Origin of the sequence: Pandoraea terrigena, assembly GCF_902459705.1 — a bacterium.
Taxonomy (GTDB): Bacteria; Pseudomonadota; Gammaproteobacteria; order Burkholderiales; family Burkholderiaceae; genus Pandoraea; species Pandoraea terrigena.
The window spans coordinates 442,015-456,115 of sequence record NZ_CABPRU010000003.1 but is presented as its reverse complement, the minus strand read 5'-3'; the positions used below and the strand labels follow the sequence as shown (position 1 = coordinate 456,115).

Here is a 14,101-nt window from a genome sequence, read left to right as displayed (position 1 = left end):
TAACAGATATGTTGAAATTGCGATTTTTCTTAATCAGATATCAATATATCGTAACACTCATTGGCATCGAGTGGACAAACAATGGATTTGCAGCAACGGGTCGGAGTTCGGCTGCGCGGTCGCCCTGTTATCTGGCGGGGCCTGCTCTGTTCGTTTACGACTTGCCTCGCGGGAACGCCGCTCAACGCGCTATTCGAAGGATCTATCGGCATGTTGGGCTCGGACGGATTGATGCGGAGGCTGATCGTTGGTGATGCCGCCGCCGCGGTAGTCGTGCTGGCACTCCCGCTTCTGTCTGGCGGTCCGCGTCAACTGAGTGCTGATGACGGCGCATAGATACTGCCGGTCCCGGTTAGTCCCAGCCGCTAACGCCGATGTTTTTTCAATTTGTCCTTTGAACAGAATATAGGAGACATCATGGAAACCTCCACACATCCGATCACGATTAAGCCGCGTCCACGCGGAGCGGATCGTTACCAGTACCTGACACAGACCAACGCAGGCACGCCGGCAGGCGAATTGCTTCGACGTTACTGGCAGCCGGTCGCATTGAGCGATTCGTTGTCGCCCGGTGCGGCGCCACAGCCAATCCGCATCATGGGTGAGGACCTCGTGTTATTCCGAGATGACGAGGGGCAGGTCGGTCTGATTGACCGGAAGTGCGCGCACCGCTGCACTGACCTCGCGCTGGGTCGCATTGAGGCCGGCGGCATTCGTTGCCCCTATCACGGCTGGCTATTCGATGTGAACGGCCGCTGCCTGGATCAGCCGGCCGAAGCCTCACCGACTGCCAAGGACCGTATCCGGATGAAGTCCTATCCGATCCACGAGGCAGGGGGCGCATTCTGGGCGTACATGGGCCCCGGCGAGCCGCCACTCTTCCCGAACTATCCCGCGCTTGCCGGTGGTAGCGAATATCGCTACACGACGCGTTGGCGCGGCGATTGCAACTGGATGCAGGCGAGCGAAGGCAATATCGATCCGGTGCATACCTCTTATCTGCATCAGCTCGAACTGGCAAGTGCGGACATGCAAGCGCGCTGGGGAGTGTTTTCCAACCAGGCCCGGCCTGAGTTGGCTGTAGAAGACACGCGTTTCGGCGTGAGGTTGTATACGCTGCGCAAGATCGAAGGTACCGATCGATCATCGATTCGGATTACAAACTTTGTGATGCCGAACGCGTGCGCGGTTGGCGGATTCGAAGGCTACCTGGGCGACGGTGGTGTCACGATGCTGTGGGACGTTCCTATCGACGATGAACATCACTGGCGCTGGGAATTCATCTTTCATCGCAGCGGAAAGCTGGATAAGGTCGCGCTCGAAAAGCAGTACGAATCGGAGAAGGCCGAAGGCGATCGCATGCGGCGCGCCAAGGACGACCTGTATTCGCAGGATCGCGAATCAATGAAGCGCGAGGCTTATCTGGGCCTGGGTGAATGCTTTTCGGTGCACGACATCGCGATTACCCAGTCGCAAGGCACGATCCATGAACAGAGCGGCGAACATCTTTCGTCTTCCGACATTGCCATCGTGCGCGCGCGCCGGATGCTCGATGAGGCAGCACAGGCTGTCGTCGCTGGCGAGGATCCTCGCGGCGTGGTTCGCCAGCCACGGGATAACGATTTCCGCGACATGGTCGTAATCACTGGGGAGATCCGCGGGGGCGACTCGAAGGAAGCGTACTGCGCAGGTTACACGGAGACCGCGGAACTGTTCATGCTGCAACCCCCTACGGCGTAACGCCGCGCCGCCGTGTCTCGCCGACCGATGCGGTTTGCCGGATGAGCGTGAACGCGCCGCCAGCAGCGAGTGGTTGGCGGCACCGCCGGCGAGGTGACGGCAATTTTTGTCGCAACGACTTCGTCATTGTGTGACCCGAATTTTCCCGATGTATCTTTCCATGAATACCATTCCCGTTCGAGTAGTCGCCGCCAAAACCATTGCAGAAGGGATCCGCCTGCTGAGACTGGCGCCCTTGGACGGATCCCTGTTGCCGGCGTGGGAGCCTGGCTCGCACATCGATTTGCATCTTGGCGAGGGCATCACCCGACAGTACTCGCTGTGCGGATCGTACGCTGACACATCGGTGTACGAGGTTGCAGTCAAGCGTGAGGTTGAATCGCGCGGCGGGTCGGAGTTCGTCCATGAATCGCTACACGTCGGCAGCGAACTGAGCATCTCCGCGCCGCGCAATCACTTCAAGATGAGCACCGAATCTGGCCACAGTCTGCTCGTGGCCGGCGGCATCGGTATCACGCCGATTATCAGCATGGCGCGGCTGTTACACGATCAGGCACATTCTTTCGAGCTGCTGTATTTCACCCGGTCCGAAACGCACGCCGCCTTCCGCGACGAGTTGGACGGCGGACCGCTTGGCGACTCGTGCCAGCTGCTGTTTGGTCAGGATCGCGATGCCGTCGAGACGACGCTGGACGATGCGCTTCGCCACCGTCGCGAAGGCGCTCATCTGTACCTGTGCGGACCGCAAGCGTTTATGGACACGGTTCGCATGGTCGCCGCGCGTCACGGCTGGCCCGACGACGCGGTCCACCTTGAATATTTCGCCGCAGGGGTCGCGTCGGATACCGAACCTCAAACGTCGTTTGACGTGAGGCTCGCACGATCCGACAGGACCTTCACGATTCCGGTGGACCGGACGATTGTGGATGTGCTCCGCGAACATGGAACGGAGATTGAAACCTCTTGCGAGCAGGGCATCTGCGGAACCTGCGTGGTGAACGTACTGGAAGGAAGCCCCGAGCATCGTGACTATTTTCTCACCGCGAAGGAGCACGAGCGTGGTGACTGCATGGCGATATGCGTATCGCGTTCGCGTTCAAAGTTGCTGGTAATCGATCTTTAAACCAAGGGCGTTCGCCAGAGACGGCGCCTCAATAAAAAATATCAGGAGACAAAAAATGGCGAAGCGATTTCGCAGGGGTGGCTGCGCGCACGTGTTGGCAATAAGTATGCTTGCGATACTTCCCACGAAATATGCGCACGCAGTCGACGGAATCGGACTCAGCGGTAACGGCGTCAAGTCCGCCGGGATGGCCGGAACCTCGATCGCATTTCCACAGGACAGTACGGCGGCGGCCGACAACCCCGCCGGCATGGGGCTGGTGGGATCGCGAGTCGACTTCGGTATCCAGTTACTCGAACCGTTGACCGACTTCGACTACGGGAGCGACGCCAATAAGCTCCATACCGGCAAGGTATATCCGGTTCCCAACGGCGGTGCGAATTGGCAGATTACGCCACGATTGACGCTGGGTGTGTCGATGTCTAGCGTGGGCGTGGGAACGAGTTATGGTCGACCCGCGTTGCCGATTGCCGGCGCAGGCGTTGCGCAATCGAGTTTGCAGACGGTGATTGCCGCGCCGACCGTTACTTATCGGGTCACGGAGCACAACATCATCGGTGTGAGTCTCGCTCTCGCGTACGAGCGCTTCTCGGCGAACGGCGCAATCGTACCCACACAAGACGGAACCCTCAAGCCGCTGCCTTCGCACGGCGTGTCAAATGCGTTCGGCTATGGCGCACGGGTCGGTTATATCTGGCAGCCCACGCCGGAATTCACCTTCGGTGCAAGTTACGCCAGCCGAATCAGAATGGGGCGGTTGTCCGGTTACGACAACGACCTGTTGGCGGCGGGCGGAGGGCGAATCGACATCGGTTCTCAGTATGGCGCCGGTATCGCCTACAAGATCATCCCTGGTGTCACGCTTGCAGCGGACTGGCTGCATATCGATTTCTCCAATACGGTCATCGGGTCGTCGCAGGGATTCGGCTGGCAAAGCCAGGACTTCTTCCGGATCGGCGCGGCGTGGGACGTCAACTCACGCTGGACATTGCGCGCGGGCTTTTCGCGCGGCAACCATCCGATCGGACCGTCGGTGGTTGCCCAGAACCTGCTTTCGGCGATGCCAGTCTCGACCTCGGTTTCGGCCGGTGCGACCTACCGGTTCAACCGGACCGACGACGTGAGCGGAGTGTTCGAATATGGATTCCCTGTCAGGGTGACCGGCGACGGCGCGAGCACCGGATTCAGCGAGAGAACCAGAACCGTGGTCGTGGGCGTGAGTTATGGGCACAGCTTCTAGGCTGTATAGCCGGATTCGACGTCTTTGAAACGGCATCTCGAATCGCGGTACGAGGGAATCGCCAACATCAGGAGCATTCATGTCTACTTTTCCGTTTGATACGCAATCCGAACTGAATGGAAATGTGCTATCAAGATTCTACATCGATGGGCAATGGGTGCTGCCCAGCGCCAGGGAAACCGTCAAGCTGGTCGCGCCGTCGACGGGGCACGCATTCGCCCGCGTTCCGCTTGCAGATACCGGGGATGTCGACAAAGCCGTCGATGCCGCGCGAACGGCATTCGACACGGGCCCCTGGCCGCGCATGTCCGGCGTCGAGCGGGCTGCGTGCCTGCGCAGGATGTCGACGGCGCTCGCTTCGCGCATGAGGACCCTGTCGCGTATCTGGACGGCGGAAGTCGGCGCGCCGGTCTGGTTTGCCGATATGTTCGTGCCGACTGCGACGGCGATGCTCGATTACTACGCTGAATTGGCGTCGACGTTCGCTTTCCAGGAAACCCGGCCGACGCGAGCGGGCGAGGCGAGGATCATCCGCCAGCCCGTCGGCGTGACGGCGCTGATCGCGCCGTGGAACGCGCAGCTTCCCATCCTCTCGTACAAGCTGGGCGCGGCGCTGGCGGCGGGCTGTACGGTCGTGATCAAGGCGCCGCCCGAAACGCCGTTCGACGCGCTGGTCGTCGCGGAATGCGCGCACGAGGCAGGACTTCCACCGGGCGTGCTCAATGTGATCACGGCCGACGCGGAGCGGGGGGCGCATCTGGTGGCAAAGCGGGAAGTCGACAAGGTCAGTTTCACCGGCAGCACCGCGACCGGCAAGGTGATTGCGAAGATGTGCGCGGACCGCATGGCGCGAGTGACCCTCGAATTGGGCGGAAAATCTGCGGCCATCGTTCTCGACGACGCGGAACTGAATCCGACACTTGCTGCGCTGGCGCCATTCACGATGCCGTTCTCGGGGCAGATCTGCTTTGCACAGACCCGCATTCTGGTTCCACGCAGTCGCGAGCAGGAGTTCGTCGACGCATACAGCGCCGTGATCGGCTGCCTCAAGGTGGGTGATCCGTGGGACGTGACGACGCAGATCGGACCGCTCGCGAGCCAGCGCCAGCTCGATCGTGTGTTGGGGTACATCGAAACGGGACGCAAGGAGGGGGCGCGGATCACAACGGGCGGCGGCCGGCATCCTCAATTTGATGCCGGGTTCTTCGTCGAGCCCACGGTGTTTGCCGGCGTAACGTCCGACATGACGATTGCCCGGGAGGAAATCTTCGGACCGGTCGTTTCGATCCTCGCCTACGACGACATCGATCATGCGGTGGCGCTCGCGAACAACACGGACTTTGGTTTGAGCGGCACGGTGTTTTCGAGCGATGTCGAGCGCGCTTACGCGACCGCGCGCCGGATCAGGGCTGGAAATGTCTCGGTCAACGGACTCGAGATGGCGCCCAACGTGCCATTCGGGGGCTTCAAGCAGTCGGGGCTCGGTAGAGAGGGCGGCCCCGAAGGCTTGAACGCATTCCTTGAAGATCAGGCGATTTATCTTCCGGCCAACGCACCGCGCCGGACGCAGGCGTGACACGATGGACTACGACTACATCGTGATTGGCGCCGGCAGTGCCGGCTGCGTGACGGCGAGCCGGCTTGTGCGCGAGTGGGGAGCGAAGGTGTTGCTGCTTGAGGCGGGGCCACCCGCGAACAGCGCGCTTATCCGCATGCCGGCGGGCACGTTCAAGATGCTGTTCAATGGCAGCCCCTATGTCAAGCGTTATGCGTCGGCTCGCCAGCCGTCGCTGGGCGGTCGGACGGTTTCCATTCCTCAGGGCAACGTGGTAGGCGGCGGCAGTTCGGTGAATGCGATGGCCTATACAAGAGGCTCCCGCGCCGACTATGACCGTTGGGTCGCCGCAACCGGCGACACCGGCTGGTCATGGGACGGACTGGTTCCCTATTTCCGCAAACAGGAAGGTAATCAGCGGCTCGACAATGAAGCGCACGGTGCGGATGGTCCGCTGAAGGTGTCGGATCCGTTATACAGGGCCGACGTGGCGGATCGGTTTGTGCGGGCGATGCAGCGCCAGGGCTTGCCGTTTGCGACGGACTTCAATGCCGGAAGCTTGCGCGGGGTGGGTTACATGCAGACCACCACGCACCGGGGTCAACGATGCAGCGCGGTGGACGCGTTTCTCGCGCCGGTCATATCCGATCCGCTTCTGTCGATGATCACGGAGGCCAACGTGCAACGCATCCTGTTCGACGGCGCCCGCGCGGTCGGCGTGGAGTATGCGGTGGGCGGCAAGCGCGTGCGGGCACGGGCCTCGGCCGAGGTGATCGTGTGCGCCGGCGCGTTCGCGACGCCGAAGCTCCTGATGTTGTCCGGCATCGGTCCCGCGGCACATCTGCGCGAGCACGGCGTGGAGGTACGAGTCGATTCGCCGGGGGTCGGCGAACATCTGCAGGATCACAACGTCGCGGTTGTGTCGATGACCACGCACGGGCAGCACGGCTATTTCGGCGAGGATCGAGGCGTGCGTGCGCTATGGAACGGACTGCAATATCTTGCGTTCCACAACGGCCCTATTGCGTCGAACGGTGCGGAAACCATGGCATTTGTCAATCTGCAGGATTCCGATGGCGAACCGGATCTGCAGCTCTATTGCGTGGGTGTCATGTGGCCGGATCCGCAGGCTCCGAGGCCGACTTACGGGATGACGCTGATGGCCAACCTGGTGCGGCCGCGGTCTCGCGGAACCGTACGGCTTGCATCGGCAAACCCTGCGGACGATGCACTCGTGAGTCCGAACTGGCTCGGCGATGACGAGGATAGGGCAAGACTCGTCCAAGCGATCCGGTATCTTCGAGGCGTTGCGGCGCTCGAACCGTTTGCGTCGATTGTCGGGCAGGAGGTTGGACCGGGGCCGCAGCTTAATTCCGACGATGAACTTTCCGAATACATCCGGCGCACCACGGAATCGAACTACCATCCGGTGGGTACGTGCAGGATGGGGCGCCCCGGCGATCCCAAGTCGGTCTTGACTCCGGACCTCAAGGTGAAGGGCGTTACCGGGTTGCGTGTGTTCGACGCATCGATGATGCCGTCGATTATCAGTTCCAACACGAACGCGACCGTGATGGCGGTGGCGGACCGTGCAGTCGACATCATGATGTTGCGTACCCCAGCGGCGCTCGCCACCGGCGACGGTGTGCTTGCAACGCGGCCCGGGTGACACCATGAGGGCTGCGACGTCTCCCCCGATTTGAGTAGCGCGACGATTTAGAGTCCAATCACGTAGTCAGGAGATTGGACATGAAGAAGCGATTCACCGAAGAGCAGATCATCGGCTTCTTGCGAGAGGCCGAGACTGGCATCCCGATCAAGGATCTATGCCGCCAGCATGGGTTCTCCGAGGCCAGCTATTACCTGTGGCGCAGCAAGTTCGGCGGCATGAGCGTGCCCGACGCGAAGCGACTGAAAGAATTGGAAGCCGAGAATGCCCGGCTGAAGAAGCTGCTGGCGGAGTCAATGCTGGAGAACGAGGTCACGCGCGAGGCCTTGCGAAAAAAGTGGTGAGCGCACCATCACGCCGAGAGCTGGTGCGCCACATGACCGAGCGAGGCCTGAGCGAACGCCGAGCCTTGCAGGTCATCGGCATGAGCGCCAGCGCCTATCGGTATCGGCCAGCCCCGGACCGCAATTTGGCTTTGCGAGCGCAGATCGTGGCGCTGGCTCAACGGCATCGCCGTTACGGTTCGGGCATGATTTATCTGAAGCTGCGGCAGTCGGGTCAGTGGGTGAATCACAAGCGAGTCGAGCGGCTGTATGCGGTATCGAATCGTTCAACGGGCGTTTCCGGGACGAATGCCTCAATGAACACTGGTTCACCAGCATGGCGCACGCCAAGGTCGTAATCGAGGCCTGGCGGCGCGAATACAACGAGGAACGACCGAAGAAATCGTTGGGCGGATTAACACCCGCAACCTATGCCCGGAAACTGGCCGAGAAAGCGTTACATTAACCCCCGGACTCTAAAGCCTGATGCTACTGAATACGGGGGGACGTCGCAGGGGGAGGTCACTTACCTTCGAAGCGGTCGCGACCTTATATTAGGAGAATTTCTGAATTGATTAGGGGACTGCTGTTGTTCGATACCGGATATTAAAAATATGATCAGGGTATCGAAAAACATAACTCTGGTGAAAACGAATGACCTTGCCCACAACCAGTCCGTTGTCAATCCAAACTCGTGACACATCAGGTGCCGGCATTTTGGTCCGCGTGCACAGCATCAAGAACGAGGCATTGAGCATCAAGTCCTTCGACCTGAGACCTGTTGAGGCGCGTGAGTTGCCGCGCTTCAGCGCTGGCGCGCATATTGAGGTCACATTGCCAAATGAGCTTGTTCGCCACTATTCTCTCGTCAATTCGACCTCGGAGTCACACCGTTACGTGGTAGCCGTCAACCTTGATCCCGCATCGCGGGGCGGGTCAAAGTTCATGCACAGGGGGCTCGCGAATGGCGATATGCTCTGGATTAGCGAACCACGCAATCATTTCCCTCTGGATGTATCTGCAGAGTCGACGGTGCTGTTTGCGGGGGGTATTGGCGTCACGCCACTCGTTTCGATGGCTGAGTGCCTGACGTCACTTGGTCGCCGGTGGGAAATGCATTACTTTTCGCGCAGTGCGGACCGCGCTGCCTACGTAGACGTTCTTGATGCGTTGGCGAGGCGTGGTAGCGGCACGCTACATTGCCATTTCGACGATATCGCAGAAGCCAAGGTTGATTTTTCGGCCTGCGTCGGGGTGTCGGCGAGCAACGCTCACCTCTATTGCTGCGGCCCCAGCTCCATGCTGGACACGTTCGTAGAGGCTTGTGCGGATAGACCGTCCTCCCATGTGCATCTGGAGCGGTTTTCGGGAGCGGTTGAATCGGCAAGCGAAGGTGGTTACACGGTCGTTCTATCCAAGTCCGGCAAGACAATTCAGGTAGAACAAGGACAAACTGTTCTTGATGCAGTGCTGGCGAACGGAGTGAACGTTGCGTTCTCGTGCAAGGAAGGCGTCTGTGGGAGTTGCGAAACGCGTGTCATCAGCGGAAAGCCGGATCATCGGGACAGCGTTTTGGGTCCCGACGAGCGCAAAGCCAACCGATCAATGATGATTTGCTGTTCAGGTTGCAATGGGACGGAACTGGTTCTTGATCTCTGAGAATCCGAGGGGAAATCAAGTTAAAACGGCGATGAGCATCTGCTCATCGCCGTTTTTTTTGATGCACCGGGAGGATGGCTTTTCTAAAGGTGACTTCTGAAACTAGTGGCGTTCTCGCAAGGCATGTGCGGGGATGCCAAGAAGGATAGATGCCGCGCCAGCAAGAAGGACGGCGACAACGACGTAGAGCCCCAGCGCGATGTTACCCGTAAGTTGGTTAACCTTGCCGATCACAAGTGGAGCAATCAGACCACCTGCCTGTCCAATACAACTTACCAAAGCAATCCCACCCGCCGCGGCGGGACCCGAGAGGTAGGCCGGGGGAATCGTCCAGAACAGCGACACCGCCGAAAGGTAACCAATTGTTGACAGCGTGAGCAACGCAATGGATGCCACCCAACTGTTGGAAGCTGCGGGGAGACACGCAATGCCAACGGCCGCGATGAAGGCGCAACCGGCAAAGTGCCAACGGCGTTCGAGTGTTCGGTCCGAGCTGTTGCCAATAACGATCATCATCAATCCACCGATCAGGAAGGGGACCATTGACAGAAGGCCCACGTGGAAGACGTTCGTAATGCCGGAATGAAGGATGATGGACGGGGCCCAAAAATTGAGAACGCTCCCTGCCCATGGAACAACCATGTAGCCAAGCGCCGCGATGTATACACGCCGATCTTTCAATGCGGCGCCAAACGAGTGCGGAGCGACACGGCCTTTGGCTCTTTCGTCTGCCGCGAGGTTGTCCTCAATGAATGTGCATTCGGACTTCGTCAACCAATGTGCTTGAGATGGCCGATCAGTCAAGTAGAAGAGCGCGATCACGCCCGCGCCGACAGCCGGCACGCCTTCCAGCAGAAACAGCCACTGCCAGCCACGAAGCCCGTGAATGTCGTTCATGTGACTCATAATCCATCCGGAGACCGGACCACCGACGATGCCGGAAACGGCAACCGCCGATAGGAGGATCGACGTTACGCGAGCGCGTTGAGACGCGGGAAACCAATAAGTCAGGTAAAGAACGACACCGGGGAAGAATCCGGCTTCAGCCGCCCCGAGGAGAATTCGCGCGATATAGAATTCAGTAGGTGTATTTACGAACATCATGCCTGCTGATATTAAACCCCACAAAATCATGATCCGGGCGATGGTGCGGCGCGCGCCGATACGTTGCAGCAGGAGATTACTGGGGACTTCGAGCAGGACGTAACCAATGAAGAAGAGCCCGACGCCCAGTCCGTACGAGGCGTCGGTCAACCCCAGGTCCTGTTTGAACTGGAGGTGTGCAAAGCTGATATTGACCCGGTCGATGAAGTTGATGACGTAGCATACGAACAGGAACGGCAGGAGGCGGCGTTTCACTTTTGCGTAAGTGGTATCACTGGCAGGTTGTGCGCTGTTGCTGCCGTCAGCGTACTCGTCGACAAGATTCTCCATTGCGTGTCTCCATATAGTCGTTATGTAACGGGGGCTGATGGGAACTGGTCACCATCGCCCATCCGTGGGGTGTCAGAGCTACTTTGTGACTGTTTCGTTTTCTGCGATTACACGTCCCACAGGGTCCCCGAACCGCTCGCGCATCACGTCCTCAAACGGCACTCCCTCGTTGGCCATCCAGCTTCCGGACCGAAGTCGGAAGCCTTCGTGATGCCGCGGAGCGGAGGGCTCCGTGCCCGCGGCGAGGTCTTTCGCCTGTTTGAGCATGGTGCGACGGAAGCGCACCACCGCTGCATCTGTCGTCGTCAGGTGCTCGATCGTTCGGTCCGCGATACGCCCCATGCTTTCCTGTACAAGGGCATCCTGTTCTGCAACTCCGCGTACGCCCGTGAATGAGAGGGTTTTTTGCTCGACGCGATTGAGCATGTACTCATTGGAGCGGTTGCGCAGGGGCCTGAAGTTCTCGTCGACCTCCGCGACCACGCCGTGCCCGCCCTTCAGATGGGCGCGCTCTTCCTCGGACAACGGGCGTTCCGGATTCCATACATAGGTGTAGATCCAGCAATTTTCGTCGTCGATCGGAACGAAGGTGTAACCGAAATGGTTTTCGCCGGGGAGGGTAGACGGCGTTGTGCTGTGCGAGGGCAGCGCAAACTGCGCGGAGCGCCAGTACAACAGTTCGCTATCCGTCCTGCGAGCACCGCCGACAACGAATCCGACATCGTGCTCAAGAATGGAGAAGCGCGGCATCGGATCTTCGCGAATCCAGCGCAGCCGGCGTTCGTCAGCCGGTGCGTCGGGATTTTCGTTCGACGGCACACTGGGGGCCGGCATATGGAGGAACGAGAAGTGCGAGGTATCGAGAGCGCCTTCGATCGCCTGTGCCCAGTTGCATTCCTGGAGCTTCTTGGTCACATAGCGATGGGGCGCGGAAACCGTGCCGAAGTCGAGTTGGGGCACTTCGGGGACGGAGTCCTTCGGGCCAAGCCAGGCCCATATGATCTCGCCGAACTCCCGCGTCGGGTAGGCGCGGATGGAAATCGTCTCGTGATAGGCGGAATCGCGCGGGACGATAGGCAGATCTACAGCCTTGCCGGTAACGTCGAATTTCCATCCATGAAATACGCATCGCAAGCCACATTCTTCATTCCGACCATAGAAAAGATCGGCGCCACGGTGAGGGCACTTCGGTTCGACGAGACCGACGCGGCCTTGCGTGTCGCGGAAGGCGACCAGATGTTCGCCCAGAAGTTGAACGCGGATGGGTGGTCCGTCGTTCTCTGGCAGTTCACGGGAGAGCGCTACGGGTTGCCAGAAGCGCCGGAACAGTTCGCCCATCGGCGTACCTGTACCCGTGCGGGTGAGCATTTCGTTATCTTGGTGTGTCAGCATGATGAAGCGTGCTCCAATTGGGAGGTCAGGGTGTCTCAATGCCTGACATGACGTCTTGAATTACTTCGCGGGGCGTGCGATGCCATAGGACTGAGCCCATGAGAGAGCATCATTCGTGTCAGGTGTGGAGGGCGTGTACTCGCAGCCGATCCAGCCTGGCCAGCCGAGCTTCTCAATCTCGTCGAGAATGAAGGGGAATCTGATTTCACCGGTTCCCGGCTCGCCGCGCCCGGGGACGTCGCCTACCTGGATGTGGCCGACATGGTCATACACCGCACGCAACCGGCTGACGAGCGAGCCCTCTTCGCTTTGAACGTGATACGTGTCGTAACAGAGTTTGACGTTTGCCCTGCCCACCGTCCTGATAATGTCTACACCTTCGTCAAGGCGATGATAGAAGTAGTCAGGGAATCGGTCGCTGCAACAGGGCTCGAGGATGATCGTCAGCCCTTCGCGAGCAGCGATGCCGGCTGCGTAATCGATGTTTGCGAGGAAGGTGTCCCGGCACAGTTCACGTGACATGCCGGATTCAAGATTTCCCGCCATGGCATGGACCAAAGGCTTGCCGACCTGCACGGCATACTCGATTGCGACCTGGACGCTGGCCCGGAAGTCCTTCTCGCGACCGGGGAGCGCTGCGATGCCACGTTCTCCGGCATCCCAGTTGCAGGGGGTCAGTATCTGAACGAGGGTCAAACCGTTATCATCGAGGATCGTTGCGATGTCGCGAGCGGAATGTTCGTATGGGAAGGCTACCTCAACACCTCTAAAGCCCGCGCGCGCGGCGGCGGCATAGCGATCGAGCATTGGAAGTTCGGCGTATAGCCAGCGAAGATTTGGATTGAATCGCAGCATGGATGTCTCGCTTGTGAGGGTATTTTCGCGGACCGCATGGGGTCAGCCGCAGGTGACAGGATATGAGGGTTGGAAATATCATCCAATCCGTCTTGCTCATTAATCCATGATGAAACGTTATGAACATTACGATCAAGCAGCTGCGGGCCTTTGCAGCCGTTGCTGACGCGGGGAGTTTCACCGAGGCGGCGACCCGCCTTTACCTCACTCAGTCAGGTCTGAGCCTACTCGTCAAGGAATTGGAGGGTGAGCTGGGCGTTCGTCTTTTCGATCGCAGCACGCGCAGGATCAGCCTTACCGTCGCTGGTGCGGATTTTTACCCACTGGCACTACGTGTCCTGCAGGATCTCGATAGCGCGGTGAACAGCGCCCTGCAACTACAGGATGTGCAGCGCGGGGCAATCCGGATTGCATGCACACCGTTGTATAGCGCTGGGTTGATGCCGGCCGCGATGGATGCATACAAGCGCGAATTTCCCGCTATCCACATCAAGCTGCTGGATTCGCTCAACGAAGTCGCGCTCCAGCGGGTCGCTAGTGATGAGGTCGATTTTTCGGTGGCTCCAACCCGACCGATATCCCAGAACATCGTGCAGCAGCCTCTGTTTCGTGACCGGTTTCGGCTCATCTGTCCAGTGAACCATCCTTTGGTGAGTGGCCGGAGGGTCTCCTGGAAGGAGGCATTGCAGTTTCCCTTTGTCACCCTGCCGACCGACTACACGCGCCAGTTGCAAGCCGACCTCGCGGCTCATTCCCCCTCCCTGATTTTGCGTCCGGCGCAGCAGGTTGCATTCCTCACAACGGCTCTTGGAATGGTTAAATTCGGACACGGTATAGCGGCATTGCCGTCTTCTGCGATTCATATGGTGGCGTTCTTCGGGCTGGCGGCAGTCGACGTTGAAGCGCCCGTTGTGGATCGGCAAATCTGCTTTTTCCAGCGACGCGGCAAGACCCTGTCGCCAGCTGCCGAGTCGTTTCGAGAGTTTCTGATACGGTTCACCTCTGACCTGTCGTCTCTGCCCGAAAGCGGTACCGTCCCGCGCGACGCGTGGTTTAGCTAGAAAGCACCGGTGCACGCGTGTTCGATCCAGCACGTTTCCCAATGAGTTCA

General features: G+C 59.5%; 10 protein-coding genes and 1 pseudogene. 8 read left to right on the top strand and 3 right to left on the bottom strand.

Annotated elements, in window-relative coordinates; translation table 11 throughout:
• Positions 1 to 417: 417 nt before the first annotated feature.
• The 7 genes and pseudogenes from PTE31013_RS09700 (at position 418) to PTE31013_RS09670 (ending at position 9,309) form a co-directional block, all read left to right on the top strand.
• Positions 418 to 1,740, top strand: a complete 1,323-nt coding sequence (locus tag PTE31013_RS09700) for a Rieske 2Fe-2S domain-containing protein (RefSeq protein ID WP_150612586.1) — start codon at positions 418 to 420, stop codon at positions 1,738 to 1,740.
• Positions 1,741 to 1,900: 160 nt separating this feature from the next.
• Positions 1,901 to 2,863, top strand: a complete 963-nt coding sequence (locus PTE31013_RS09695; RefSeq protein ID WP_150612585.1) for a PDR/VanB family oxidoreductase — start codon at positions 1,901 to 1,903, stop codon at positions 2,861 to 2,863.
• 106 nt (positions 2,864 to 2,969) lie between these two features.
• Positions 2,970 to 4,103: an OmpP1/FadL family transporter gene (locus tag PTE31013_RS09690; protein WP_246174187.1), complete on the top strand. Its 1,134-nt coding sequence runs from the start codon at positions 2,970 to 2,972 to the stop codon at positions 4,101 to 4,103.
• Positions 4,104 to 4,182: 79 nt separating this feature from the next.
• On the top strand, positions 4,183 to 5,679 hold the full coding sequence (locus tag PTE31013_RS09685; RefSeq protein ID WP_150612583.1) for an aldehyde dehydrogenase: 1,497 nt from the start codon (positions 4,183 to 4,185) through the stop codon (positions 5,677 to 5,679).
• Between the two features lie 4 nt (positions 5,680 to 5,683).
• Positions 5,684 to 7,327 carry a GMC family oxidoreductase gene (locus tag PTE31013_RS09680; protein WP_150612582.1) on the top strand — a complete coding sequence of 548 codons (1,644 nt, stop codon included), beginning with the start codon at positions 5,684 to 5,686 and terminating at the stop codon, positions 7,325 to 7,327.
• An 80-nt stretch (positions 7,328 to 7,407) separates the two neighbouring features.
• A pseudogene (locus tag PTE31013_RS09675) lies at positions 7,408 to 8,116 on the top strand (transposase).
• A 188-nt stretch (positions 8,117 to 8,304) separates the two neighbouring features.
• Complete coding sequence (locus PTE31013_RS09670) at positions 8,305 to 9,309, top strand: PDR/VanB family oxidoreductase (protein WP_150612581.1); 1,005 nt, start codon at positions 8,305 to 8,307, stop codon at positions 9,307 to 9,309.
• A gap of 102 nt (positions 9,310 to 9,411) precedes the next feature.
• Here the strand turns inward: PTE31013_RS09670 and PTE31013_RS09665 are convergent, their stop codons facing one another.
• The 3 genes from PTE31013_RS09665 to PTE31013_RS09655 all read right to left on the bottom strand — a co-directional run bounded on the left by PTE31013_RS09665 (position 9,412) and on the right by PTE31013_RS09655 (position 12,990).
• Positions 9,412 to 10,743 carry an MFS transporter gene (locus tag PTE31013_RS09665; RefSeq protein ID WP_150612580.1) on the bottom strand — a complete coding sequence of 444 codons (1,332 nt, stop codon included), beginning with the start codon at positions 10,741 to 10,743 and terminating at the stop codon, positions 9,412 to 9,414.
• A 78-nt stretch (positions 10,744 to 10,821) separates the two neighbouring features.
• Complete coding sequence (locus PTE31013_RS09660; RefSeq protein ID WP_150612579.1) at positions 10,822 to 12,135, bottom strand: Rieske 2Fe-2S domain-containing protein; 1,314 nt, start codon at positions 12,133 to 12,135, stop codon at positions 10,822 to 10,824.
• Positions 12,136 to 12,195: 60 nt separating this feature from the next.
• Complete coding sequence (locus tag PTE31013_RS09655) at positions 12,196 to 12,990, bottom strand: hydroxypyruvate isomerase family protein (RefSeq protein ID WP_150612578.1); 795 nt, start codon at positions 12,988 to 12,990, stop codon at positions 12,196 to 12,198.
• Between the two features lie 119 nt (positions 12,991 to 13,109).
• Here PTE31013_RS09655 and PTE31013_RS09650 point away from each other — a divergent pair, with 119 nt between their 5' ends.
• Positions 13,110 to 14,051, top strand: coding sequence for a LysR family transcriptional regulator (locus tag PTE31013_RS09650; RefSeq protein WP_150612577.1), 942 nt, complete (start codon positions 13,110 to 13,112; stop codon positions 14,049 to 14,051).
• Positions 14,052 to 14,101: the final 50 nt, after the last annotated feature.

Excerpts from the sequence above, each read along its gene's own strand:
- PTE31013_RS09700 (WP_150612586.1), top strand. The coding sequence starts at position 418 with ATGGAAACCTCCACACATCCGATCACGATTAAGCCGCGTCCACGCGGA.
- PTE31013_RS09695 (WP_150612585.1), top strand. The coding sequence starts at position 1,901 with ATGAATACCATTCCCGTTCGAGTAGTCGCCGCCAAAACCATTGCAGAA.
- PTE31013_RS09690 (WP_246174187.1), top strand. The coding sequence starts at position 2,970 with ATGCTTGCGATACTTCCCACGAAATATGCGCACGCAGTCGACGGAATC.
- PTE31013_RS09685 (WP_150612583.1), top strand. The coding sequence starts at position 4,183 with ATGTCTACTTTTCCGTTTGATACGCAATCCGAACTGAATGGAAATGTG.
- PTE31013_RS09680 (WP_150612582.1), top strand. The coding sequence starts at position 5,684 with ATGGACTACGACTACATCGTGATTGGCGCCGGCAGTGCCGGCTGCGTG.
- PTE31013_RS09670 (WP_150612581.1), top strand. The coding sequence starts at position 8,305 with ATGACCTTGCCCACAACCAGTCCGTTGTCAATCCAAACTCGTGACACA.
- PTE31013_RS09665 (WP_150612580.1), bottom strand. The coding sequence starts at position 10,743 with ATGGAGAATCTTGTCGACGAGTACGCTGACGGCAGCAACAGCGCACAA.
- PTE31013_RS09660 (WP_150612579.1), bottom strand. The coding sequence starts at position 12,135 with ATGCTGACACACCAAGATAACGAAATGCTCACCCGCACGGGTACAGGT.
- PTE31013_RS09655 (WP_150612578.1), bottom strand. The coding sequence starts at position 12,990 with ATGCTGCGATTCAATCCAAATCTTCGCTGGCTATACGCCGAACTTCCA.
- PTE31013_RS09650 (WP_150612577.1), top strand. The coding sequence starts at position 13,110 with ATGAACATTACGATCAAGCAGCTGCGGGCCTTTGCAGCCGTTGCTGAC.